Annotated in this window: 22 protein-coding genes; 5 read left to right on the forward strand and 17 right to left on the reverse strand. The window is 59.6% G+C overall.

Features of this window, described 5'->3' with window-relative positions; translation table 11 throughout:
• Positions 1-4: 4 nt before the first annotated feature.
• From hemB to CGERO_RS09585, 5 genes are all read right to left on the reverse strand, one after another.
• Positions 5-1,006 carry a porphobilinogen synthase gene (gene hemB / locus CGERO_RS09565; RefSeq protein WP_281271023.1) on the reverse strand — a complete coding sequence of 334 codons (1,002 nt, stop codon included), beginning with the start codon at positions 1,004-1,006 and terminating at the stop codon, positions 5-7.
• A 78-nt stretch (positions 1,007-1,084) separates the two neighbouring features.
• On the reverse strand, positions 1,085-2,779 hold the full coding sequence (locus tag CGERO_RS09570) for a uroporphyrinogen-III synthase (RefSeq protein WP_123935414.1): 1,695 nt from the start codon (positions 2,777-2,779) through the stop codon (positions 1,085-1,087).
• 215 nt (positions 2,780-2,994) lie between these two features.
• On the reverse strand, positions 2,995-3,885 hold the full coding sequence (hemC, locus tag CGERO_RS09575) for a hydroxymethylbilane synthase (protein WP_123935416.1): 891 nt from the start codon (positions 3,883-3,885) through the stop codon (positions 2,995-2,997).
• 6 nt (positions 3,886-3,891) lie between these two features.
• Positions 3,892-5,268 (reverse strand): glutamyl-tRNA reductase, encoded by a 1,377-nt coding sequence (locus tag CGERO_RS09580; protein WP_123935418.1) that lies wholly within the window; start codon positions 5,266-5,268, stop codon positions 3,892-3,894.
• Positions 5,269-5,383: 115 nt separating this feature from the next.
• Positions 5,384-5,638 (reverse strand): glutaredoxin family protein, encoded by a 255-nt coding sequence (locus CGERO_RS09585; protein WP_123935420.1) that lies wholly within the window; start codon positions 5,636-5,638, stop codon positions 5,384-5,386.
• A gap of 116 nt (positions 5,639-5,754) precedes the next feature.
• On the opposite strand from CGERO_RS09585, the gene CGERO_RS09590 reads away from it, so the two are divergent.
• Entirely contained in the window at positions 5,755-6,813 is a 1,059-nt protein-coding gene (locus CGERO_RS09590; protein ID WP_123935422.1) for an HAD-IB family hydrolase, read from the forward strand.
• Positions 6,814-6,822: 9 nt separating this feature from the next.
• On the opposite strand, the gene CGERO_RS09595 is transcribed toward CGERO_RS09590, so the two are convergent.
• The 6 genes from CGERO_RS09595 to CGERO_RS09620 all read right to left on the reverse strand — a co-directional run bounded on the left by CGERO_RS09595 (position 6,823) and on the right by CGERO_RS09620 (position 11,734).
• Positions 6,823-7,674: a DsbA family protein gene (locus CGERO_RS09595; RefSeq protein WP_123935424.1), complete on the reverse strand. Its 852-nt coding sequence runs from the start codon at positions 7,672-7,674 to the stop codon at positions 6,823-6,825.
• A gap of 103 nt (positions 7,675-7,777) precedes the next feature.
• Complete coding sequence (locus tag CGERO_RS09600) at positions 7,778-7,879, reverse strand: 30S ribosomal protein bS22 (RefSeq protein ID WP_003402602.1); 102 nt, start codon at positions 7,877-7,879, stop codon at positions 7,778-7,780.
• 383 nt (positions 7,880-8,262) lie between these two features.
• Positions 8,263-8,454, reverse strand: a complete 192-nt coding sequence (locus tag CGERO_RS09605) for a helix-turn-helix domain-containing protein (protein WP_123935426.1) — start codon at positions 8,452-8,454, stop codon at positions 8,263-8,265.
• A 282-nt stretch (positions 8,455-8,736) separates the two neighbouring features.
• A complete protein-coding gene (gene proC / locus CGERO_RS09610; protein ID WP_123935428.1) occupies positions 8,737-9,543 on the reverse strand; it encodes a pyrroline-5-carboxylate reductase in 807 nt (268 codons plus the stop codon).
• Positions 9,544-9,650: 107 nt separating this feature from the next.
• The gene (locus tag CGERO_RS09615; RefSeq protein WP_123935430.1) at positions 9,651-10,763 is read right to left on the reverse strand and encodes an adenosylcobinamide-GDP ribazoletransferase; all 1,113 of its coding nucleotides are present in this window, start codon (positions 10,761-10,763) and stop codon (positions 9,651-9,653) included.
• Positions 10,763-11,734, reverse strand: coding sequence for a Ppx/GppA family phosphatase (locus CGERO_RS09620; protein ID WP_164470321.1), 972 nt, complete (start codon positions 11,732-11,734; stop codon positions 10,763-10,765). Before CGERO_RS09620 ends, CGERO_RS09615 begins: the two co-directional genes overlap by 1 nt.
• Before the next feature lie 61 nt (positions 11,735-11,795).
• Between CGERO_RS09620 and CGERO_RS09625 the strand changes: the two genes are divergently transcribed.
• Positions 11,796-12,677, forward strand: a complete 882-nt coding sequence (locus CGERO_RS09625) for a DUF3109 family protein (RefSeq protein ID WP_123935432.1) — start codon at positions 11,796-11,798, stop codon at positions 12,675-12,677.
• Here the strand turns inward: CGERO_RS09625 and CGERO_RS09630 are convergent.
• Both CGERO_RS09630 and CGERO_RS09635 read right to left on the reverse strand, forming a co-directional pair.
• A complete protein-coding gene (locus CGERO_RS09630) occupies positions 12,640-13,332 on the reverse strand; it encodes a response regulator transcription factor (protein ID WP_123935434.1) in 693 nt (230 codons plus the stop codon). The two genes, CGERO_RS09625 and CGERO_RS09630, sit on opposite strands and share 38 nt — an antisense overlap.
• Positions 13,329-14,573 (reverse strand): sensor histidine kinase, encoded by a 1,245-nt coding sequence (locus CGERO_RS09635; RefSeq protein ID WP_123935436.1) that lies wholly within the window; start codon positions 14,571-14,573, stop codon positions 13,329-13,331. Before CGERO_RS09635 ends, CGERO_RS09630 begins: the two co-directional genes overlap by 4 nt.
• A 177-nt stretch (positions 14,574-14,750) precedes the next feature.
• Between CGERO_RS09635 and CGERO_RS09640 the strand changes: the two genes are divergently transcribed.
• Positions 14,751-15,482 (forward strand): hypothetical protein, encoded by a 732-nt coding sequence (locus CGERO_RS09640; RefSeq protein WP_123935438.1) that lies wholly within the window; start codon positions 14,751-14,753, stop codon positions 15,480-15,482.
• Positions 15,483-15,575: 93 nt separating this feature from the next.
• Positions 15,576-16,352, forward strand: a complete 777-nt coding sequence (locus CGERO_RS09645) for a hypothetical protein (protein ID WP_123935440.1) — start codon at positions 15,576-15,578, stop codon at positions 16,350-16,352.
• A 79-nt stretch (positions 16,353-16,431) separates the two neighbouring features.
• Here CGERO_RS09645 and CGERO_RS09650 read toward each other — a convergent pair whose 3' ends face one another.
• From CGERO_RS09650 to CGERO_RS09660, 3 genes are all read right to left on the reverse strand, one after another.
• Complete coding sequence (locus CGERO_RS09650) at positions 16,432-17,178, reverse strand: phosphoglyceromutase (protein ID WP_123935442.1); 747 nt, start codon at positions 17,176-17,178, stop codon at positions 16,432-16,434.
• Positions 17,179-17,303: 125 nt separating this feature from the next.
• Positions 17,304-18,569 carry a D-inositol-3-phosphate glycosyltransferase gene (gene mshA, locus CGERO_RS09655; protein WP_164470301.1) on the reverse strand — a complete coding sequence of 422 codons (1,266 nt, stop codon included), beginning with the start codon at positions 18,567-18,569 and terminating at the stop codon, positions 17,304-17,306.
• Positions 18,570-18,617: 48 nt separating this feature from the next.
• The gene (locus CGERO_RS09660; protein WP_123935446.1) at positions 18,618-19,409 is read right to left on the reverse strand and encodes an aldose epimerase family protein; all 792 of its coding nucleotides are present in this window, start codon (positions 19,407-19,409) and stop codon (positions 18,618-18,620) included.
• A gap of 256 nt (positions 19,410-19,665) precedes the next feature.
• Here CGERO_RS09660 and CGERO_RS09665 point away from each other — a divergent pair, with 256 nt between their 5' ends.
• Positions 19,666-21,372 (forward strand): long-chain-fatty-acid--CoA ligase, encoded by a 1,707-nt coding sequence (locus CGERO_RS09665; protein WP_123935448.1) that lies wholly within the window; start codon positions 19,666-19,668, stop codon positions 21,370-21,372.
• On the opposite strand, the gene CGERO_RS09670 is transcribed toward CGERO_RS09665, so the two are convergent.
• Entirely contained in the window at positions 21,369-22,460 is a 1,092-nt protein-coding gene (locus CGERO_RS09670) for a UDP-N-acetylmuramate dehydrogenase (protein ID WP_123936119.1), read from the reverse strand. The genes CGERO_RS09665 and CGERO_RS09670 overlap by 4 nt on opposite strands.
• Positions 22,461-22,477 lie beyond the last annotated feature (17 nt).

A 22,477-nucleotide genomic window follows, 5' to 3' on the forward strand; every position in this document is an offset into this window, starting at 1 on the left:
CGCGCTATTTTCGCAGTTCTTTGGCCGCTTCGACCGCAAAGTAGGTCAGAATTTGGTTGGCCCCAGCACGCTTGATAGCCATCAGCGACTCCATCATCACCTGACGCTCATCCAGCCACCCTTGAGCGCCAGCGGCCTTGAGCATGGCGTACTCACCGGACACCTGATACGCGGCGACGGGCACGCTGGAACACTCCCCCACTTCGCGCAGCACGTCGAGGTAGGGCATCGCAGGCTTGACCATCACGAAATCCGCACCTTCGGCAATGTCAAGATCAACTTCCAGCAGCGATTCACGAATATTAGCGGGGTCTTGCTGATACGCGCGGCGATCCCCCTGCAGCGATGAGCCGACGGCCTCGCGGAATGGGCCAAAGAATGCGGAGGCATACTTGGCGGAGTACGCCATGATCGCGACATCGCTGAAACCGGCTTCGTCCAGCGCGCGACGAATATAGGCGATTTGTCCGTCCATCATGCCGGAAGGGCTCACTATGTGCGCCCCGGCTTCCGCCTGCGCCACCGCCATGCGTGCATACAGCGGCAGGGTGGCGTCATTGTCCACCACCGTGTTGCCGAAACGGTCGTTGCTGAGCACGCCACAATGCCCGTGATCAGTGAATTCGTCCAGGCAGGTGTCGGCCATGATCAGCACGGCATCGCCGAATTCTTCACGCAAGCGGCGCACCGCCACGTTGAGGATGCCGTTTGGATCCCACGCCTGTGAACCTTCAGCATCTTTTCGTTCATCTAGCGGCACACCAAAAAGATCCACGCAGCAGATCCCAACCTCGATGGCCTCGCGCACGGCCTCCACCAGGGATTCCAGGGTGTGCTGCACCACCCCTGGCATGCTGGCGATGGGATTCGAGCTCTCGATCCCTTCGGCTACGAACATGGGCAGGATCAGATCGGACGCCTTCAGTTGCGTTTCCGCCACGAATTCCCGCATGACGGGGGTGGTCCGCAGGCGCCTTGGGCGTCTGGAAAGTGAGTGGTCCTTCACGATGCCGATTCCTTTCATCATTCTTCGACGGTGATGGGGAGCTTTTCGACGCCCCACGGCGCCCAACACGCCTGTGTCCTAGACCTGTTTGCGTGCGCGCCGCTTCTTGCGTGGAGGAGGCAATTGCCCCGCGGCACGCAGATGCGCGACGTGCTCCGCCAACGCGTCCACCAACGAGGGTACGTCCGCAACCTCGGGCACGACATCCACGCGAAGCCCCGCTTCCTCTGCGGCAGCTTTCGCCATCGGACCAATGCAGGCAATGATGGTTCGCTGATGCGGCTTACCGGCGATACCCACCAAGTTCCGAACGGTGGATGCTGAGGTAAAGCACACCGCGTCGAATCCGCCCGTTTTGATCATGTCGCGCACTTCTGCGCTCGGCGGGGCTGCCCGCACGGTTCGGTAGGCGGTGACGTCGTCGACTTCCCAACCGGCTTGGGCAAGACCCTCCACCAGCACTTCGGTAGCGATGTCGGCCCGAGGCAAGAGCACCCTCGAAACCGGATCAAGTTCCTCCACGAAATCGGGGAAGACCTCCACCAAGCCCGCAGCATTCTGCCTGGTCTGTGGCGGCAGAAGCTCAGGAGTAATGCCCAGCTCTCTGACTGCCTCTGCGGTTTTTGTGCCCACGGCGGCGATGCGAACACCGGCGAAGGCGCGGGCGTCAAGGCCGAAGTCTCGAATTTTCTCCCACACCGCCTTGACCGCATTCACCGAGGTGAACACCACCCATTGATAGCGGCCCTCGACGACGCCCTTGATGGCGCGTTCCAGTTGGGCAGGATTCCTGGGCGGCTCCACGGAGATCGTAGGCACTTCCTGCGGGATCGCGCCGTGTGAGGCCAGGCGCGCGCTCATGGGACCAGCTTGATCCTTGGCGCGGGGCACAAGCACTCGCCACCCGAACAGGGGGCGGTTTTCCCACCACGAATACTTCGTGCGCTCATCCACGGCCCGTCCAATGGTGACCACCACCGTTGGACTGAGGTCCACGTCCAGGCGGGGCAATTGGGCAACTTCGACGTCGAAGCTGCGCTGGAGCCGGGTGGTGCCGTAGGCGGTGACGGTGGCTGAAGTATCCCCAGCAATACCCCGCGAAGTCAGTTCCTCGGCAATTGCAGCGAGGTCATCGCGGCTGGCTTGCAAGACCAAGGGCTGTGGTGCCGCAGCGAGCTGATCCCAGTCCACCTCGCCTTGTGAAAGATCCGTTTCAGTGAAGGAGGATCCCAACGCAATACCAGCGAACATGGGCACGGTCGCGGGCAAAGACATGCCGGGGACGATGTGGAACTCCATGCCCCGCCTGGTCACTTCGTTGATTTCTGCGAGCGTGCGATCGTCGGCTAGCGGGTTGCCCTGCACCAAACGAATCACAGGTTTGCCATGTTGGCTGAGTGCTGCGAGAAGATCCGCCACGTCACCGACGGTCTCGGCGCTCACCGTGTGCAACTCCGCTGCGGTTGGCGGCGCAGGACGAGGAGGCTTACGCTTTGCCCCCTGCGCTTTCGCTTGCGCGCAGAGTTCTTCGTAGGCCTGTTCGGCGGCCTTGAGCTTTTCTTCTGGCACCGCCAACGCGCTCCCAACCACGGCCGTGACCCCCGGCAGGACGCCCTGATCAACCACGGCGTATTCGTGCTGGCTCAACACCTCGCGTGCACGAACGGTGAGCAGGTCTGGGTTGCCAGGCCCTGCGCCCACAAAGATCACGGCACCCTGAACGCCGCGGTCTTGAAGGTTGGCGGGGTTGACATCCTGCAAGGCTTCACTCATCTACACACATTCGCTGTTCTAGAACCCTTTGCAGGTTCGCTAGAGGCCTCGTGCCGAGGCACGCGGTATCGACACATAAATTCACGCCCCAGACAGCACCATTGCTGGTGTATGGCTGAGGCGATCTCTCACAGACCAGCCTAACCCCTGAGTCAGGGGAATGGAAAACTGGCCTTATATCACGACCTAATTTTCACCCCTTCCATTGGGGTGAATCAATCCAAAATTTTTGCTGCTCCGGCTTGAATAAGCTCCTGAGCCACGCCTTCTGCAAGCTGCTCGGCGTCGCTAATGTCGCCCTGCGCCTGCGCGCTGAGCAAAGTGGAACCATCCAGGGACACCACCACGGCATGTAGGGCGATCTGCCCGTCACGCTGTTGTGATCCCACCGCCACTGGCGCGGTACAGCCGGCCTCCAGACGGTTAAGCACCACCCTTTCGGCCTGAGCCGCTTGGGTAGCCCAGGGATCGGCAATGGCGTCGAGCGCTGCACAAGCCACCTCATCATCGGCGCGGCATTCGATAGCTAGTGCACCTTGAGCGGGAGCTGGAACAAAAACCTCCGGGTCGAATACCTGCGTAGCCTCGGCGCCCCTGCCCACGCGCTCCAGCCCTGCATACGCCAGCACCACGGCGTCGAGTTCGCCTGAGGCTACCTTCCCCATACGCGTATCGATATTGCCACGCAGCGACACGCATTCAACGTCCGGACGAATCCGCTTGACCTGGGAAATCCTCCGTGGGGCGCCAGTACCAATCTTGGCGCCGGATGGCAGCTCCTCCAGGCTCAGCCCATCGCGGGCGATGAGGCAGTCCCGGGCATCGGCGCGCTTAGGAACCACCAGATGGAAGCGCGGATCAGCTTCCGTCGGGAGATCTTTGAAGGAGTGCACGGCGATGTCACATTCGCCATTGGCGAGGGCTTCACGCAGCGCTTGGGTAAACACGCCCACGCCGATCCTCTCAACCGGGGCCATGTTCACATCACCCTGCGTAGTGACGATGTGCAGTTCCGCCTCGACCCCCTGCTCAGCGAGCGCATCACGCACATGGCCGGTCTGGGTGGTGGCGAGCAAACTCCCGCGGGTACCGATGGTCAAACTCATTGGCTATTACCTCGACTCAGTCACTGTCGTTTGGGTTCTATTCACCTTGTCAGCCTCCGTAAACCCCAAGGCCACAAGGTCCGCATCTGGCAGTTCTGAAACCGCGACGCTCACCCCGTGCTCCAACGGGAGGCCGAACAATTCCTGCAAGGCAGTGTCGTAGGAAACGGTGCCACTGGTGGCTGCGAGTTCCTTGACTCGCACCGTGGGGTGATGCAGGAGCTTGTCGACGACCCTGCGGACCGTATTTTGCACCTCAGCGAAGGATTGCTGATCCATATTTGGAGTCCGCGAAGACAAGCGTTCAATCTCAGCGTCCATGATGTCGGAGGCGTGGCGTCGCAAAGCTGACACGGCGGGAGCCACATCGCGCACGCGCTGGGCGGAAGTATAAGCCTCAAGCTCTTCCGCCACGATCGCTTGAGCTGCCGCATCGGTTGGCGTGCCCGTGGCGCGGTTCAACTCACGCAGCTTCTCGATATTGACCAGGTGTACGCCATCGAGAAGCGCGGTGTCATCGCAGATGTCGCGCGGCAAGGACAGGTCGATGAGCATGAGAGCTTTGCGCTGCTCAGGAATGTCAGCCGCCTCGATGGTGAAATTATCCGCGCCGGTTGCAGACACCGCAATATCAACCTCGCCAAGCACAGTATGCCGATCCTCGAAAGCGATCACACGAGCTTTGAGCCCCGCCTCACGAGCATGTTCCGCAAGGCGCTCGGCGCGCTCACGGGTGCGGTTCGCTACGACGAGTTCCGAAATGCCGAGCCTTCCCATATGGGTGGCCGCAAGAGACGCCATAGCGCCGGCGCCCAACACCAAGCCCACCTGCCCCTCGAGGTTACTGCGGTTCATGGCATGCAGCGCTTGATCAAAGGCATAGGAAACCATCGACGCGCCTGCTTCATCGATAGAGGTTTCAGAATGCACGCGTTTTCCAGTGCGCAAAGCAGCCTGCACCAAACCGTGGAGGGCAGGTCCAACGGACCCGGACTCGATGGCCCCCTGATAGCTGCTACGCACCTGCCCGATAATTTGCTGTTCGCCAATCACCATGGAATCCAATCCGGAAGACACCAGCATCATGTGTTCGGCTGCAGCATCGGCGTAGCGAACGTACAAAGAACCCCGGAGATCTTGCAGATTCACGCCCGAGTGCCGCTGCAGCACTTCAACCACGTCGTTGACACCGGTGTGGAAGCTATTGGCTACCGCATACACCTCCAGCCTGTTGCAGGTAGACACAACCATCGCCTCGCTGAGCGAGGGGCGGTCCACCATTGCGCAGGCCACGGTCTGTTGCGCATCACTATCAAGGCTTAATTGTTCCAGCAGGGTCACCGGCGCGGAACGGTGGGACATGCCCACCACCAACAAGCTCACGCCTTCATCACCGCTTTCACTTCAATAACATCAACCGTTTGGTTGATTGACAACCGCGTCGTACGGACTAATCAACGCTAATGCCTAGCAGACAATTCCCACAACATAGCCTTGGCTAAGTGCCCAATGCAGGGGTATCCAGTGCGGCCGCAAGCTCCTCATTGTCCACTTCCCAACAGGCAAATTCTTCGTCGTCGATCACAACGACGGGCACCCGATCGCCGAATTCCAGCGCAAGATCGGCGTCCTCATCAACGTCGCGCAACACCAAATCCGCACCCGCCGCGCGCACCACTGGCGCGATTTGTTCAGCGACACGCCTGCAAGAACCGCAGCTCGCGCGCGTCATGAGCTCTACTTTTGCTGCCATTGTTGTACTGCACCTTTCTAGGCGGCCACATGTTCGTCGAGAAGCTCAAGGCTTCAGCCGTTACCATAGGAACAGGTTACTGAATCCCCCTGCACCAAACGTGGAAAGCGAAGCTGTTGAGTTCTCATCTGCCTGATCCCACCTGGCCACAAACACCCCAGGAATTCCTCGCGGGATGGTCCATGACGAGGGGCAACTTGCGACGCTTCTTTGAGGAGCTCGCTTTGCCTCCAGTTGATGCCAATTCCCAACGCCTCGCCGGTGAGGCGTCTGCTGCCCTCGCCGCCGCGGAACTCTTCGACCTGGAACTGGGCGATTACGCCTCGGGGCTCGATTCCGTCTCTGGATCACTCGAAGCTGCCGGATCTGCACGCATCAGCACCCCGGACCCGCACATCCCCCAAGATATTGGCGCGGCGGCTTTCTTCGATATCGACAACACCCTCATTCAGGGTTCCTCCCTCGCCGTGTTCTTCATGGAACTGGCGAAGCGGCGATACTTCAAACTCAACGAAATTCTGCCGGTGGCGTGGAAGCAGGCAAAGTACCGCTTAACCGGCAGCGAAAACGCCGAGGACGTTGCGAAGGGACGTGAACAAGCCCTCGAATTCGTCAAGGGGCGAAGCGTCGCCGAGCTCGTTGAACTTTGTGAGGACATCGTTGATAGCAACATGGGCGAAAAACTGTGGCCGGGCACCAAAGCGCTCGCCGATCAGCACCTCGCCGCAGGCCAGCAAGTGTGGCTCGTCAGCGCGACCCCCGTGCAACTCGCACAGGTGCTTGCGAAGCGACTTGGGTTTACCGGGGCGCTCGGCACCGTGGCCGAAGTGGAAGATGGGCGTTTTACCGGCAGGCTCGTGGGCGACATCCTGCACGGGCCCGGCAAACGCCACGCCGTGGCCGCCCTTGCCACGCTAGAGAAACTCGACCTCAACCGATGCACCGCCTATTCGGATTCCATCAATGACGTTCCCATGCTCTCAATGGTGGGGACCGCAGTGGCGGTGAACCCTGATCGTCAATTGCGGAAGGAGGCGGAACGGCGAGGCTGGGAGGTGCGCGACTATCGCAGCCTCCGCAAAGCTGCCCGCACCTACGGCAAACCAGCGCTTGCGGCCGCCGCGGTGAGCTACAGCGGCTGGAAAATCACCCGGCGAGCAAACAAACGGCGCTAGACCAGCTCCTTAGGCATCCGCCACTTTCTGCAACTCCGCGTCGATGGTCTGCACGAAGGTGGAAAGGGGTTGCGCACCAGAGATGAATTGCTCACCAACAACGAAGGCGGGCGTGCCATTTATTCCGATGGAAGCGCCGTACTGCTGAGCCTGTGCAATCACCTCGTCGAAAGTGCCGTCGCCCGCCTGCGCCTGGAACTGAGCTAAATCCGGAACCCCCGCCTTCTTGGCAATGCGAACGTAATCTTCCATCTGGAAATTCGGATGTCCCTGCGTTTGGGCGGTTTCCTCGTACCAGGCTCGCTTAAATTCTTGGAACTTACCTTGCGCTGCTGCGGCGCGCCCCGCTTTGGCCGCAGCTTCTGCCGCAGGGCCATTCACCGGCATATCGTTCCACTCAATGCGCACAAGCCCTTGATCCACATAATCCCGGATCAAAGCCGGCTCGGTTTCATTGGCCCATCGACTACAGAACGGGCATTCAAAATCAGAAAACTCGCTAATCACCACCGGCGCGTCCACCGCGCCGATAGCGAAGGGATCCTCCGGATTGCGCCGATGCACATTCAGCACGTCTTCCGCGCTGCGGATTGGCGCCTTTGGCCCAACAATCATCGCGTTGTAGCTACCATCCTCCAAAGGCTTCGGGCCCTCAAGACCCTTAGTACCTGGCGTTACTTTTTGGCGCACCTGCGCATCTGCGGATGCGCTGGATTTGCTGCTGGCGGCCTGCTGCGTATGTTCCCCACCGCGGGTATTCCCCGAGCGCAGTCCGAAGAAGTACGCACCGGCGCCCACCACAAGCACAACGACCACGATGAGCGCGATCAGTACAGGACGGTTGGGTTTGTTGCTACTCATAAGGTCACCTTCCTTGTGCGCTCAGGATTCCGGATGCACCAAAGCCGCCGAGATACACAAGCTCTTGGCTGAGATTCGGCGGCTTCTAGCGTGCAAGGATGTATTACTTGCCAAGCTTTCTACGCTGCACACGGGTGCGACGCAGCAGCTTGCGGTGCTTCTTCTTGGACATGCGCTTGCGGCGCTTCTTAATCACAGAACCCATAACGGTCCCCTTTACAAATTTCGTTGGTGTACGTACTTCCCTGTCGACGTGGCCACCCAAGCTCATTCCCGCTTTCGCCGGATTTTGCGTTTGAAGTGCACATTCTCCCGCAACTGGGCGGCACTTGGAGTACAAGCGCGCTCTATGCAGAACGCACCGTATCCAAGTCGGAGCCGACACGAATGCGCTCCATCATACCGGCGGGCGGGCGGCCAACCAAAATGAGTTGTCCGAAAGAACAGGCTTTGAACACCAATCAGAGACGTCAACCCCATCAGCAACGCCGCAGGTGTTTGCGATCCACCTGGATGTTGCTGATGGGGCTGACGAAGTGTACGGAACTGCTGTGAGCAGCCACGAGCGGCTCACCACAGCGCAAGAATCTAGCCGACCTCGTAGTACGAGGCATCCAGATACTCATTCACCGCTTTTTCGTGGACGCGGAAACTGCGCCCCACGCGCACTGCAGGCAATTCGCCGGAGTGCACTAAGCGATAGACGGTCATCTTGGACACTCGCATGATTTCTGCGACCTCAGCGACCGTTAAAAAGGTTCCGTTTTCTTCTCTTGCCATAGTTATATCTACCCTTCAGCTCGTGGCGCGCTGTAGGCTTCCCCTCCCACAGAACGGACACGCACGTGCTTGCATTAGCTTAGCGTGAATTGTGAGACGGCTGCGACTCACGGGAACTCAGGCGTTTCAATCATCCCCTGAACAACATTGCGCCTCATAGAAAGCACTGCACACAACAGTTTCTCGCGGCAACAGCAGCATGTACCTTGAAGTAGAACTTCAAAGAAAAGGGGTAACAACCCTCGTGGTTGTTACCCCTCGCGTGAGACGTCGAAAAGCGTCTTACTTCCCCATCTCGGCGTTGCGCTGTGCCGCCGCTTCCGCCGCACGATACACCATGCCGCGCAAACCGGACTCCTCCAGGGAACGCAGCGCAGCAATCGTTGTACCACCCGGCGAAGACACATTCGCCCGCAACTGGGCGGGCTCTTCACCGGTCTCCTTGAGCATCGTCGCCGCACCATACATCGATTGCGTGGCTAAAGTCTTCGCAACGTCGCGCGGCAGGCCAAGATCAACACCGGCGTCAATCATCGCTTCAACGAAAAGGAAGAGATACGCAGGCGAAGAACCAGACATCGCGATCACCGCGTCCATGTCGGACTCGTCGATTACCGCGACCTCCCCCACCGTTTGCAGCAGTTTACGAACCTGCTCAACGTTCTCATCATCGGCGAAACGCCCCGGTGCAACGGCAGACATGCCCTTGCCCACCAGCATCGGAGTGTTCGGCATAACGCGAAGCACCGGCGTACCAGCCGCCAAAACTTCTTCGATGGCGGCCGACTTCACCCCCGCAGCCATGGACACCACGATCGTGGCGTCGTTGTTATCCACGGTCTCTGCAATCTCATCGACCACAGCCACAAGCTGTTTGGGCTTCACGCACAAGAAGACCACGTCAACGCCATCCGCGGCAGCAGCATTTTCCTCAAAGGGCTGAATTCCATACTGCTCCTTGAGCTCCTGCCCCCGCTCCTTGCGACGATTGGCAACGTGAATCCTCTTCGGGCTCATTCCACCGGCGATCAATCCAGCGAGCAAAGCCTCGCCGATCTTGCCGCCACCAATGATTGCAACAGTAGACATGGCTCCCACAGTGCCATGACAACCCAAACATTCGCCACCCGGCGCTACACAGCAAAAGCGCCCCGCAACTACATGCGGGGCACCAGTTGAAAACCTGAAACCTGGATTTATGCGATCAGCGCGGGGCCGAATGTCATCACCAAACCAACAAGAGCTGACAGTCCCATGCTGAGCTTGTCGCTAGATGTGCGCAGAGCGTGCACCACACCGACCATCGCGCCGGTCACCAGCAGAGCAAGAACAGTCACGATCCACTTGTTCAAGGATCCCCAGAGCATCTGGAAGCCGAAGAACACAACGGCGCCGATCACGATGCCCACCAAGGCCATCAAGATCACAGCCCCCATGGAAACCTTTTCGTTCTTAGCCTCTTCCTCATCGTAGGCGGTGGCAAGCGCGTCATCGTCGAGCTCTTCCAGCTCGTCACGCTGTTTCTGAGTGTCTTGAACGTCAGCCTCAGATGTGGGGTCTTCCTCCGCGATCTGCGGAATCACGTTCGTGTCCTCCGCATCCATCTGAGGGCGAACAGGCTCAGAAACGCCGCGGATCACCGTGGTCTGCTCGGCATCGTGTTCCTCTGCCTCAAAGCGTTCAGATTCCGCCTCCGGCTGCTGGGTCTCCGACTCGGAAACCGCAGGCGCCTGGGCGGGGAAGGAACCGGTGGTCAAACGCACCGGATCTTTTTCGTCCACCACCTGCAATTGAATACCGGAGCCGTCCTGGGAGCCGGTGGAGACGTCTCCAGCATCATGCGCGGTGGGACGGTCTTGCTCATCCTCTGCATCCGCCGCCTCGTCTGGAATGTCAACGGCGAGGGGCTCATCGTGATCTTCGTCCGCATCCTCGCGGGGCTGTGCCCCAAGGGGATGGGCAATCACGTCTTCTTGAGCGTCGGTGGCATCTTCATTGGGCTCTACGCCCAGCGGCGCAGGTTGATCCTCTGCCGGGTCCTTGTCCGCTTCGGTGTCGCGCTCTACCTCGAGCGGATCCGGGGAGTCTGGATCCTGACGGTTTTCGTGCTCTTCGTCGATCGGCACATTGGAGTGCTTCGATTCCGCAGGCTTGGAAGCCACCTTGGGAATGTTGCCGGTCAGCTCCGCAACGGAGATACCGCCTTCTTCCAGGCTACGGCGACGACGGCGACGTGGGGTGCTGGAGCTGTCCTCCGAACCGCCCGAACGTGCTAGCAGTTCGGCGACAGTGAGTTGCTTATCGCTCATTACTCCTTGTTACCTCCTCGGCCCTTCGGCCGGGTCGTCTGTGGGGACACTCCTTGTTCGAGACGACGAAGGATTACTCCCTCGCGTAGCGCCCAAGGACAAATCTCAATTCTTTCAAGCTCCAAGGCCCGCATCGCTGCTTCGGCAACGAGTGCGCCAGCCACAATCTGGTGCGAGCGATTGGAACTTACTCCTTCTAATTCTGCACGGTCAGCCGCTGTCATGCGAGAAATGAAGGCAATCAATTGTCGCAAACCCGCCGCTGTAAGCTCTCGTTGCACGTACATTCCGGCAGAAGAAGGCGCCGCGCCGGTGAGTCGCGCCAGCGTACGGAAGGTTTTTGACGTCGCCGCCGCGCGCCACTTCGGCCCATAGGCTCGCAGCGCTTTTGCAGGCTCGTCCAATTCGGCGTCGATAAAATCACGTAGAAGATTGATCGTTTTACGTGAAGGCGGATCGGAATCGAACCAATTGTGGGTCAAACGCGCGGCACCCAAGTCCAAGGAAAATGCCGCATCCGGCTCCTCCTGCGTCCCGCAGGACATCTCCAGGGAACCGCCACCGATATCGAGGTTAATGATGCGCCCTGCAGACCATCCGTACCAGCGGCGGACAGCGAGAAAGGTCAATCGCGCTTCATCGGTGCCAGAGAGGATCTCCAAGCGCACACCCGTTTCACGCTCGACGTGATCGAGCACATCATCGGCGTTGCTGGCCGAGCGCACGGCTGAGGTTGCAAAGGGCATGATTTCCTCGCAACCAAGTTTCTCTGCTACATCTTTGGCTTCTTCAATGAAGTTGGTGAGCTTACGCACGCCCTTGCCACTGAGGGCACCGTCGCTATCGAGGTACTCAACCAACTTCAGGGTGGTCTTCCAATCGCTCATTGGGCTTGGCTGGCCACCTTGCTTGGCGTCCACCACAACCATATGAACGGTATTGCTTCCCACGTCCAATACACCTAATCGCACGTTATTAGCGTAGACGGTATAGCGTGATTTCGTATGCACCGCCCCCGAAAGTTGAGTTTTCATGCCTAGGATCAACCTCGGTTTTCCCGCAAGCTCTCCCGCCGCAGCATCCATCCGCCGCGGCGATGAACTGCCCCCGGATTTCCCGCGCGAATGGTTCGAGTTCACCAACCCCGAGGATCCACTGCACCAAATCACCATCGACTTAACCTGGCTGGAATCAACCTATGCCTGCGGTTTCGGCACATCGCGCTGCAAGGGCATCGATGCCACCAACCCCGACGTTGGTTGCTGCGGCCACGGTGCGTTCCTCACCGATGAGGAGGATCGCGCTCAGCTTTTCGACGCCGCGACGCGCATGCCCAAACGCTTTTGGCAACACCACCTTGAAACTGCCGAGGGCGAACTGGAGCCCTGGTTAGTGTGGGATGAGCTGGACAACGATGATGGCGAAGCGGAGCCCGCCCTCAAGACGAAAGTGATCGACGGCGCCTGCATTTTTGCTAACCGAGCAGGCTGGGACACTGGCGCAGGATGCGCGATCCATCAGTGGGCACTAGAGGCAGGCGAAGATCTGACGGTGGTCAAACCCGAGGTGTGCTGGCAGTTACCGCTGCGCCGCCTGGAGGCCTATGAAGATCGAGCTGATGGACAAGAAATTCTGCGAACCACCATCACCGAGTATGAGCGCCGTGGATGGGGTGGCGGTGGTGAGGACTTCGATTGGTATTGCACCACCGATGCGCGCTGCCACGACAATGCCCAACCAATGTGGCAGAGCCACGAGCAGGAATTACGCGCCTTGATCGGGGACGCTTCTTACGAGGTCCTAGCCCAGCATTGCCGTTCTCGGCAGGAGTTGATCAGCGTGCACCCAGAGGTGTTCTCACGCCATCCGGCAACGGTTAAAGCTCAAACTTGTAGCCAAGACCCCGAACAGTAATGAGGTTACGCGGAGACTTTGGCTCAAGCTCGATCTTGGAGCGCAAGCGCTTGACGTGCACATCGAGGGTTTTCGTGTCGCCGACGTAGTCGGCTCCCCAGATTCGGTCGATGAGCTGGCCGCGGGTGAGCACTCTGCCCGCATTACGCAGCAAATATTCCAAAAGGTCGAACTCCTTCAGTGGCATCTGCACCACTTCACCTTCGACGGTCACGGTGTGGCGCTCCACGTCCATGCGCACGCGGCCGCCTTCAAGCAGCTGCTCGTCTTCTTCTTCCTCGTACATGGCGGGCTCACCACCGCGGCGCAGGACGGCGCGGATGCGGGCGATCAGTTCTCGGGAGGAATAGGGCTTGGTTACGTAGTCGTCCGCCCCCAATTCAAGCCCCACTACTTTGTCGATCTCAGAATCGCGGGCGGTCACCATAATCACTGGCACCTGCGAGGTTGCCCGCAGCTCCTTGCAGACGTCCGTACCAGACATGCCCGGAAGCATGAGGTCCAGCAGCACAATGTCGATGTCGTTGCTGCGGAAGTATTCCAACGCGGTGGGGCCGTCGGCCGCGTGGATGACTTCGAAACCCTCTTTTTTCAGCAGAAAGGCCAAGGGATCTGCAAGCGATGCTTCATCCTCAACGAGCAAGATTGTGGTCACGGCTTTTCCTTTCGTCTGACTCCCACCCTCGGCACACCGGTTCTCAGCGAGCCGGAGAGTCTTGGCGAAACTTCGGGGTCTAAAGTCTCAGGTTCTCCACGTTGCTGTGTGGCCACGGGCAGCTCGATGCTAAACGTTGATCCTGCTCCAGGGCGCGACCAGAGCTTCACAGTGCCCCCGTGGTTCGCAGCCACATGTTTAACGATAGCCAACCCCAGGCCCGTTCCGCCGGTAGATCGCGAACGAGCTTTATCCACACGGAAGAAACGCTCGAACACGCGCTTCTGATCGGCGGGATCAATGCCGATGCCGCGATCGATGACGCGGATCAACACGCGATCACCCGAGGCCACCTTCGTGCTCACCGAGACCGGCATCGCGTTCGGCGAGTAGTTGATGGCGTTGCTCACCAGATTAGAAAGCGCGGTGACCAGTAGATTCTTGTCACCCATCACCTGCACCCCAGCACGTTTGGTCCGGCTGAGTTCGATGCCCGCGTTTTCCGCCGCCAGGTAGTTGCGAGCCAGCGCCTCATCCACCACATCGTCAATGTCTACCGGGCTCATGTCAGGCAGTGCTTCTGCTCCCTGCAGCTTGGAAAGCGAGATCAGCTCATTGATCATGTCGGCCAAACGATGTGCCTCGCTATGCAGGCGTTCCCCGAAGTACGCCACCTGCTCTGGATCATCGGATGCCTCCATGAGTGCCTCAGCCAGCAGCGCCATGCCACCCACCGGCGTTTTCAGCTCGTGGGAAACGTTGGCCACAAAGTCACGCCGAGCCGATTCCATGCGCTGGCTCTCGGATTCATCTGTGGAGAAAACGACCACGAAGCGATCGTCGACAAGCGAAAGCGGCTGAACCACCGCGCGTACCGAGGTGATACGGCCACCTGGTCGGCGTTGATCCGTGGCCAATTCCACCGAATGCGTCTCTTGATCCTCGAACACAAGCTCCGCCTGCTTCCAAATGTCAGGATTCAATGAACGCTCGTGGACAATGCCCATCTCGTGCGCGGGCGTGTTGGAAAGCAACACGGCGCCAGTACGGTCGATCACCGTCACCCCAGTGGGCGAACCCTGCACCGTTAGGTGAAGGACCTGGCTGACAGTGGTGACCTTATTCGCATTCAAAGTGGTTGCCGAACGATAGCGGCGCACGCGTTTTTTCAGCCACTGAAATGCCGGTAGGGCGAGGCCGGCTACGACCACGCCCAGGAAAAAAGCTGCTAGAAGTGTCACTAGCTCCTCATGCTAGTGCACATCGGCCACCCGCGCGCCCCGAGCAATCACTTCAGACCCCACCTCAGTGAAGCATCTTCCTGTCTTGCGGATGAACCAAGAGAGAGGCGCCTGCGCTGCTAGGCTCATGCAGGAAGAACCCGAACATGCACAGCCCTTGACGCAAAAGGAGAACGGATGCGCGCTCATTACCACCTCGGCCTGTGTGTCATAGCCCTCGCCGTGGGCTTGGGCGCATGTTCTCAGTCAGACTCCGCGCAGCAAACTTCCCAGTCGCCCGACGCCTCGCAAGCCCCCGCCCATGGCGAGGTGCAAGCTCAGGCTGCGCACACGGAGCTCAGCGACGCCATCGTTGGCCCCGCCGATGCACCCGAAGGCCTGGCACCAGGCAATTTCTATGAAGTATTCGGCTCGAATGAGCCACCATCACCGGCCACGCTCGATCCCGCAGAGTGCGAGCCACTGATCTTCGACTCCAATACCGCTGCCGCTTGGGCAAAAACCCCTTTGGATCAAACCACGGTTGCCATGTACAGCGGTTTTGAACAGCAATGGGCAATCGTTGAACTCGACGCGCGTCCACGCAGCGCGGATCCCGCAAAGTGCCAGAGCGTCAAGCGCAGCGACGACACGCAGATTGGCAACATCACCACCACCTACCAGCTCAAGCTCGTGCCAATGGAGCTCGACAACGCCGAGGACGTCCAGGCGGTGGAGGTAGTGACATCGGCGGTTGCACTCGATGGCCAGGACAGCCCCGGTGACAAGATTGGCAGGACCACCTTGGTGCTCAGCGCGAATGCTCAGGGAAAACACCTCACCGTTGTAGGCCACAACATCGAGCCGGAGGTGCTGCGCACGCTGGCGTCCAGCCAAATTGCAAAATTGGACGCTCAAGCAAACCGATAGCACTGCCCCGGCTCGTGAACGTCCCGCGCTAGACGAAAGCACGTACACTCGTCCACACCACCTCGGCCACATCTTCCCCAGGAGTGATTTTTGATGAACAGCCGTTCTTTCTTTTCCAAGCGCGCCTCCCGCAAGGCACTCGTTGCCATTCCCCTTTGTTTGACCCTGGGCTTGAGTGCCTGCGGCAATGATTCAGGTGGGGACGTCGCTTCGACGGAAACTAGCACGAATACCGTCACCAGCACTGCTCAATCCACGATCGCCCAGACCCAGGCTTCTGCACTGCAGGAAATGATCGTCGGGCCCGAAGATGCGCCGGAGGGGCTTGAGCACACGGACGTATCCACCATCAATGATCTGGCCTCGGATCTCGCGGGAAACGTAAACTTCGATGGCCCGGTGCAGCCTGAACAGTGCCAGCCGCTTGCCGTTGATATTTCCACCGTGGGCAAGTGGGCGGCGCTCCCCAAAGAAGAGTCGGCCACCGCAATGTTCTCTGTACCCGATAGCGATGAAGTGGCGATCGTGCGCGTCGACGCCACCGAAACAACAGTGAACCCAGATGAATGCGGCACGATTACCCGTGAGCACGCCAATGAGATTGCCAAGAGCGTGAGCACCTACTCGGTCACCCCCATGGAAATCGACATCAATGACGCCGACAACGTGGTGGCGGTTGAGGAAAAGCTTGAAGGCCTCAATGTGGCGGGTCAAGATCTGGACGTGCCCCCGGCCGGCTCCCAGAACGTGATCATCACCGGCACCGTGAAGGGCAAAACCTTCACCGTGGTTGGCTCCAACACCATCCCGAAGGAAGCCCTACAGGCACTGGCACAAAATCAGGTGAACAAGATCAACGAGAAGGCCTAAACCAGGCAAGGCTATAGCAAAACGCACCCAGTCCACGAACGGATTGGGTGCGTTAATGTTTCGCTAGCCGGCTGAAGATTTACTTGCCGCCCTGGGCAGCTACAGCAGCGGCGCCTGCGGCAGCAGCCTCGGGATCAAGGTAGGTACCACCAGGGTTCTGCACCTTGCCATCAGCATCGAGCTCGTACACCAGCGGGATACCGGTGGGGATGTTCAGCTCTGCAATGTCTGCATCCGAGATGCCGTCCAGGTGCTTCACCAACGCGCGCAGGGAGTTGCCGTGAGCAGCGATAAGCACGGTTTCACCCTTCTTAGCGCGTGGCAGGATTTCTTCCTCGAAATAAGGAACGAAGCGCTCAACAACATCCTTGAGGCACTCGGTCTGTGGCACGGTGTCCAGATCCGCGTAGCGGACGTCGTTGGCCTGGGAGTACTCGGCGTCGTTCTCGAGCGCCGGTGGCGGGGTGTCGTAGGAACGGCGCCACGCCATGAACTGTTCCTCACCGTACTTGTCCTTGGTCTCTGCCTTGTTCAGGCCCTGCAGCGCACCGTAGTGGCGTTCGTTCAGGCGCCAGTCGCGCACCACGGGAATCCAGTGGCGATCAGCGGCATTCAGCGCAATGTTGGCGGTGCGGATGGCGCGACGCAGCAGCGAGGTGTACACGACCTCTGGTAGCACGCCTTCTCGCTTGAGCAGTTCGCCGCCACGACGAGCCTCTGCTTCGCCCTTTTCGGTGAGGTTCACGTCCACCCAGCCGGTGAATTGGTTTGAAGCGTTCCATTCACTCTGGCCGTGACGCAGAAGAATCAATTTGCCGTTACTCATACCTCCCAGCATGCCACCAAAGCGTCGAGCTCGCCGTGCTTCTTCCACCAAGAATTGAAAATGTGGGAATGTTTACATTTATGCCCGTTCGGGCATTAGCTTTTCGACGTCCCCCGCTGCAGCGCTCAAGCGCCCTCGGGTTTCCGATCGTGGCAGACATTGAGCTCAAACTCCAACGCCTCCACATACACACTCTCGAGCTTCTCCGCCGCCTGTGCCCACGTGAAATGCGCGGCGTGCTCTCTGGCCGCCACGCCCATGGCGATGCGCGTTGGATCGTCGTCAAGTAACTCTGCGATGGCATCAGCCCAGGTCTCAGGCTCGTGATCATGAACCAGCAATCCAGTTTCGCCGTCGAGCACGGCCATGGGCAACCCACCTACGCGCGCCGCAATCACTGGCGTTCCGCACGCCTGCGCCTCGATCGCGACAAGCCCGAAGGACTCGTTATAGGAGGGCACCGCCACCACGTCGGCCGCCTGGAAAATAGCGACGAGTTCCTCCGGCGGACGCGGATCCAAGAAGCGAACCCGGTGGCAAATCCCAAGCGATCGGGCAAGCTCGGTGTAGTGCTCCACGGTGGCCTGGGCTCCCGAGGGGCCGCCACACATAATCACCCGCATATCGCGTGCGGGATCGCGCCGCAGCAGTTCCGCGACAGCCCTCAAGAGAACCTGAGGCCCTTTGAATTCCTGGAGCCGCCCAACAAACGCCACCACTTTGGTGTGCATGGGGATGCCCAAATTACGCCGCGCCTGTTCTGTATTGCGCTGCTGACCTGGGGTGAAGAGTTCAACGTCTGCGCCCGGGGCGATCACCGCCACCTTTTCAGGCTCGGCGTCGTAATGACGGACCAGATCGTTAGTTTCCTCTGGGGTATTCACCACTAAAACATCCGCGTTATCCACCAATTGTTGCTCGCAGATGCGCCGAGCATCGGACTCCTGCGTGTCAGTGGGGGTGCGGTGCGAGTTCTTCACCGCCGCGAGCGTGTGCGCGGTGTGTACCAGGGGAACGTGCCAGAGGTCGCGGAGCAACCAGCCCACCTGCCCTGAGAGCCAATAGTGGGAGTGGATGAGGTTATAGCGGATCTGTTCGCAGCGAACGAACTGCAGCACACCGCCCGCGAATGCCGCCAATTGGGTTGGCAGCTCCTCCTTGGACAAGCCCTCGTAAGGCCCCGCCACCACGTTGATCACCCGCAGCCCCGGCTCCACATCCACCACGTGGCCTTGGCTTGGGCGGGTAGCGCGAGTGAACACGTCCACTTCCACACCCCGGCGCGCCAGCTCACGGGCCGTAGCCAGCACATAGACGTTCATGCCACCAGCGTCCCCCGAACCCGGCTGCTGCAGGGGCGAGGTATGCATGGAAATCATCGCGATACGCATGTTCGCCATCCTAGATGCACTGCGGGGCTTGGCTGGTTGGCTGGTTGGTTAGTGTTCGATCGCCTCGACGCGGATTCGCATGCCCACCTCGGCGGAATCGCCGCTGCGCAGGCGCACACCTTTAAAGTTGTCACCTAAAAGCGCAGGTTCAACGCAGACGAATTTCTTCCATTCACCTTCGCCCACGTCTGCCATGGTGGCCGCAAGTGCTTCACCCGGGTTCCACACCACCGTCGCATCTGCGCCGATGGGTGATACCTCGATCCGCCGCTGCCCATCGTCGATCACCGCGCGACGAGCCTCGTGGGCGATATTGTCGTACTGCCCATCAAAGCGGATCTCTTTAGGAAGCGAGCATTCTTCACCCGTGACCTGGTTCAATGCGCGGGTGCCGCCGAGCCCGCGAATGGCAGTGTCCTCAATGTCATTGACAGCGAAATACGGGTGGAGCGCCAACTGCACTGTGGTGGGGCTCGAGCTTCGGTTGGTGGCTTGGAGGCGAATCTCCACTACATCTCCGTCATTTAGCGCGCTGAGCTCCAAGCAGAAATCATCGTGGCGGATCTTGGCAACGAAGCCCGTGGGCTTTTCGCTTACCTCCCACAGTTCGCGGCGCGCCCAGCCATGCGATGGTTCTTTGCCCAACAAACCGCCAAACCACGGCGCGATAACCGGCACGCCTCCACGGATCGACTCGCCAACACCAAAATTCGCGTTCGAGGAGAGGTAGAAGATCTCACCATCGCCCGTGGAGGCGCTGGTGATGTGGCCGCCTGCGGGGCTGATCTTCAGACTGGCGTTTGCGAGCAACTCATGGCTAGCAGCGTTGACAAAAGACATGGTATCGAGCGTATCCCCTGTTTCTCAGGCAGAGAAACTAGGGAGGCGTGCCATTGGGCACAGTGTCAAACGTCATGCATTGCTGGTGGAAATTACTTTCTCTTGATGCGCTGGACAAAACGCCAGAAAATATTTTTAGGTGCAAAGATGGCGCGGGGCACATCTCAAGGTTACGCTTGAGTAACTAGCGTGCCGCGCGGCCGCACGGACTAAGGCGCGGCACAACACAATGCACACAACTTGCAAAGGAAGTGCCATGTCAGCGTTAGAAGAGAAGTCGTGGCTGCAATATTACGGCGATTGGACTCCCCCAACGTTGGAATACGGGGACACCACGTTGCTCGATATCTACGACAACAACCTTGAGCTGAACGCCCACAAGCCAGCCACGTATTTCTTCGGCCGCCAGATGACCTACGGCGAGCTGGACAAGAAGGTGCGCAGCGCCGCCGCTGGATTGCGGGCCCTGGGTGTGCGACCCGGTGATCACGTTGCGATCGTCCTTCCGAACTGTCCTCAGCACATCGCCGCCTATTTTGCGGTGCTCAAGCTCGGCGCCACCGTGGTAGAGCACAATCCGCTCTACACCGCACACGAGTTGGAGGGACCGTTTAAAGATCACAAGGCCAGGGTGGCCATCGTGTGGGATAAGGCGGCTTCCACCTTAGAGAAGCTGCGCCACACAACTCCGCTTGAAACTATCGTTTCAGTGAACATGGTGGACGCCATGCCTTCTTTGCAGCGCTTTGCGCTCAAACTCCCCGTACCGATGATCCGCAAGCAGCGCGAGGCGCTCACCGCAGACGCACCCAACACCGTGCCATGGAATGTGCTCACCGGCCCTGCTCTTGGTGGCAACGGCGATGATGTGAAGTCTTGCCCAGAAGTAACCAAGGAATCTGTGGCGCTGGTGCTCTACACCTCTGGCACGACGGGCGCCCCCAAGGGTGCGCAGCTCACCCACGGTGGGCTATTCGCCAATCTTTTGCAAGGTAAGGCATGGGTGCAGGGCCTCGGCGATCAAGAAGAGCGTCTATTGGGCGCGCTGCCCATGTTCCACGCCTATGGCATCACCATTGTGCTGAACCTGGCCGTATATATCGGTGGAGAAATCGTGCTGCTTCCCGCCCCGCAGATCCCACTGATCATGAAGATCATGAAGAAGCACACCCCGACGTGGGTGCCGGGCGTACCCACGTTGTATCAGAAGATTGTAGAGGCCGCCGAGGAGAAGAATATTTCTATCTCTGGCGTCCGCAATTCTTTCTCGGGCGCATCAACGTTGCCCACCGAAACCGTTGAACGCTGGGAGAACCTCACCGGCGGCCTGCTGGTGGAAGGCTACGGTCTTACGGAAACGTCTCCGATCATTGTGGGCAATCCCATGAGCTCCGATCGACGCCCCGGGTATGTAGGTGTGCCCTTCCCCGATACCGAGATTCGCATTGCGGACCCGGAGAACTTGGATGAGACCATGCCAGACGGACAGGAAGGCGAGGTGTTGGTTCGCGGCCCGCAGGTGTTCAAGGGCTACCTCAACAACCCCGAGGCCACAGAAAAGAGCTTCCACGACGGCTGGTACCGCACCGGCGACGTTGGCATCATGGAACCCGATGGCTTCATCCGCTTGGTGGCGCGCATCAAGGAAGTGATCATCACCGGCGGGTTTAATGTGTACCCCGCCGAGGTGGAAGAGGTGCTTCGCGGCCACCAGGACATTGTTGAGGCGACGGTGGTTGGTCTGCCGCGCGGCGACGGCTCCGAGCAGGTCGTTGCCGCTATCACCCTGCAAGCGGGCGCGGCGCTGGATCCTGAAGGCTTGAAGGATTATTGCCGCGAGAACCTCACCCGCTACAAAGTCCCGCGCACCTTCTACCACTTTGAGGAGCTGCCCAAGGATCAGCTTGGCAAGGTTCGTCGCCGCGATGTGCAAGACGAATTGTTGAAGAAGACCAAGCGCTAAATCTCGAGCTCAACCCAAACGGGTTCGGGTTCAAGGGTCACCCCGAAGGCCTGCTCAACGCCGCCGCGGACATCTCGGGCCAACGCAACGATGTCTGCGGCTTTGGCGTCTCCGCGGTTCGTCAACGCCAAGGTGTGTTTGGTGGATAGCCGCGCCGGTGCGCCCTCGCCTGGATAGCCCTTGGCAAACCCGGCGCGATCGATCAGCCACGCCGCCGAAAGCTTCACCCCACCTTCGACCTCAAAGGCGGGCATGCTCGCAGCAACATCCGCTCCAAGCTTTTCGACGACCACCGCACGCACCTTTTCTGCCTGCTCAGGGGTCATAATGGGGTTGGTGAAAAATGAGCCCGCAGACCAAGTGTCGTGATCTTCTGGCTGGTACACCATGCCCTTGCCTGTTCGCAGCGCCAGCACCGCGTCGCGGACTTCTTTCACGGGACGCCGCTGCTCCGCCTGCGCCTCTAGCACGCGGGCGAGCTCGCCGAAACGCAGCGGAGCAGAAAGCCCATCGGCGCGCAATTGCAGATGAATATCTAAGACCACCGCGCGCTGTGTGAACTTCAAATTGGAATAGCGATACGCTAGATCCAAAGCTGAAGCCTCGACCCGCTCCACTTGGCCAGACTCGCGGTTAAAGAGCGTGACGCTGCTGAGCACATCGGCGATTTCACAGCCGTAGGCACCCACGTTTTGCACCGGCGTTGCACCGGCGCTGCCCGGGATTCCCGAGAGACACTCAATTCCTCCCAGGCCTGCCTCTACGGCGCTTGCCACTACGTCATCCCACACCGCACCAGCATCGGCGCGCAGCACAGCGCGTTCCACATCAATGTCGATGTCATCAAAGTCCAGGATCACAGCGGCAAACGGCAAGGAGCCGTCGGCAACAACCAGGTTCGATCCCCCACCAACCACGAGGAGGGGCACCGCGTGGGCGTCGAGAAGCTCAATAACACGGCACGTGGCCTCAGCGCTGCTGCAGCGAAGGCTCACCGCCGGCTGTCCACCAACGTGCAGCGTGGTGAGGTCGGCGAAGCGCTCATCTGTGCGCGTAACGCCCTCGATAGCCAGGGCTCGTTCAAGAATGCGGGAGTTGTCTAGGT

This window comes from Corynebacterium gerontici (assembly GCF_003813985.1).
GTDB classification, from domain to species: Bacteria; Actinomycetota; Actinomycetes; order Mycobacteriales; family Mycobacteriaceae; genus Corynebacterium; species Corynebacterium gerontici.

Bases quoted from the DNA above. Each gene is read 5' to 3' on its own strand.
- CGERO_RS09640 (WP_123935438.1), top strand. From the start codon at position 14,751: ATGCGCGCTCATTACCACCTCGGCCTGTGTGTCATAGCCCTCGCCGTG.
- CGERO_RS09605 (WP_123935426.1), bottom strand. From the start codon at position 8,454: ATGGCAAGAGAAGAAAACGGAACCTTTTTAACGGTCGCTGAGGTCGCA.
- mshA (WP_164470301.1), bottom strand. From the start codon at position 18,569: ATGCGTATCGCGATGATTTCCATGCATACCTCGCCCCTGCAGCAGCCG.
- hemC (WP_123935416.1), bottom strand. From the start codon at position 3,885: ATGAGTTTGACCATCGGTACCCGCGGGAGTTTGCTCGCCACCACCCAG.
- CGERO_RS09600 (WP_003402602.1), bottom strand. From the start codon at position 7,879: ATGGGTTCTGTGATTAAGAAGCGCCGCAAGCGCATGTCCAAGAAGAAG.
- CGERO_RS09595 (WP_123935424.1), bottom strand. From the start codon at position 7,674: ATGAGTAGCAACAAACCCAACCGTCCTGTACTGATCGCGCTCATCGTG.
- CGERO_RS09645 (WP_123935440.1), top strand. From the start codon at position 15,576: ATGAACAGCCGTTCTTTCTTTTCCAAGCGCGCCTCCCGCAAGGCACTC.
- proC (WP_123935428.1), bottom strand. From the start codon at position 9,543: ATGTCTACTGTTGCAATCATTGGTGGCGGCAAGATCGGCGAGGCTTTG.
- CGERO_RS09650 (WP_123935442.1), bottom strand. From the start codon at position 17,178: ATGAGTAACGGCAAATTGATTCTTCTGCGTCACGGCCAGAGTGAATGG.
- CGERO_RS09585 (WP_123935420.1), bottom strand. From the start codon at position 5,638: ATGGCAGCAAAAGTAGAGCTCATGACGCGCGCGAGCTGCGGTTCTTGC.
- CGERO_RS09625 (WP_123935432.1), top strand. From the start codon at position 11,796: ATGCCTAGGATCAACCTCGGTTTTCCCGCAAGCTCTCCCGCCGCAGCA.
- CGERO_RS09570 (WP_123935414.1), bottom strand. From the start codon at position 2,779: ATGAGTGAAGCCTTGCAGGATGTCAACCCCGCCAACCTTCAAGACCGC.
- CGERO_RS09665 (WP_123935448.1), top strand. From the start codon at position 19,666: ATGTCAGCGTTAGAAGAGAAGTCGTGGCTGCAATATTACGGCGATTGG.
- CGERO_RS09660 (WP_123935446.1), bottom strand. From the start codon at position 19,409: ATGTCTTTTGTCAACGCTGCTAGCCATGAGTTGCTCGCAAACGCCAGT.
- CGERO_RS09615 (WP_123935430.1), bottom strand. From the start codon at position 10,763: ATGAGCGATAAGCAACTCACTGTCGCCGAACTGCTAGCACGTTCGGGC.